The organism is Streptococcus sp. GMD6S (genome assembly GCF_000297015.1).
On the sequence record NZ_AJRH01000391.1, the window covers coordinates 1 to 952 of the forward strand.

Annotated in this window: 2 protein-coding genes; both read left to right on the top strand. The window is 36.1% G+C overall.

The genetic code is table 11. The features are described from left to right. Positions 1-480: hypothetical protein (locus GMD6S_RS11990; RefSeq protein ID WP_000385954.1), on the top strand; the 480-nt coding region annotated here is incomplete at its 5' end. Further along, positions 477-952: hypothetical protein (locus GMD6S_RS11995; RefSeq protein WP_001242121.1), on the top strand; the 476-nt coding region annotated here is incomplete at its 3' end. The genes GMD6S_RS11990 and GMD6S_RS11995, both read left to right, overlap by 4 nt.

Below are 952 nucleotides of genomic sequence, written 5' to 3' on the forward strand. Positions count from 1 at the left end.
TTTTTTGGAGTTCAATTTGATAAATGGCGATTTAATGATAAACGATGGAATCATATACCATATGACAAGAGTGATCCTTGGAATTCGTTTTCTGATGAAAATATTCAATTGGAATTTGAAAAAACTTTCATTACAGAGTGGAGAGAACGTGGAGATTATCTACGTATCGCAACATCTCATATAGATGTTTTAACTGTAGACAAACGTGCTTTATACATTATGGCAACTGAAGTAGCATCTGCCATTGATGGTCAGATTAGCGAAGACGGCAAGCAAAGTTGGCTAAGTGTAGAAGAATTTAAGAAATATCACAAGGATGTTCTTTCACTGACTTATGATGAAGCTGTTGAAATCAGTTTGGAAGAATTAAAGACAATGGTACCGGTAAGAGATCCTCTATGGGAAGAGGAGGAACGGCTTCGAGAAGAATACATCAAAATCCACGGCGAACGTGTTTATGATGATGAGGAAGATGAGTGAGATTATATCTTAAAGGCAACTACGAAACTAGTATATACCAAAACTGTATGGAATATCCTTGGAAAATGTGGTTCAAAGAACGTAAGGGAGTGAAAGTTGGTTTTTCTTATGCATTTGATGATAATTTTTATTTGAGTTTAACTCTAGATAAATTTTCTTCAAATGATGAGCGTTGGGGAATGGCTGATTTTAGAATAGGAAAAGACTCTTGGGCGACTTTTAAGCGTGAAAATTTAAATTTAAATTTTGAAGATTCTTATGAAAGTGATGGGCGAGAAAAAGGAGACTATCTTCGAATAATCACGACTCATAAGGATATTCTAACGGTTGACAAGCGAGCGCTCTATATCATGGCGATTGAGGTAGCATCTGTCATTGACGGTCAAATCAGCGAAGACGACAAAGAAACTTGGCTGAGTGTTGAAGAATTCAAAACGAAACATAAAGACCTACTGAATATGACCTACGACGA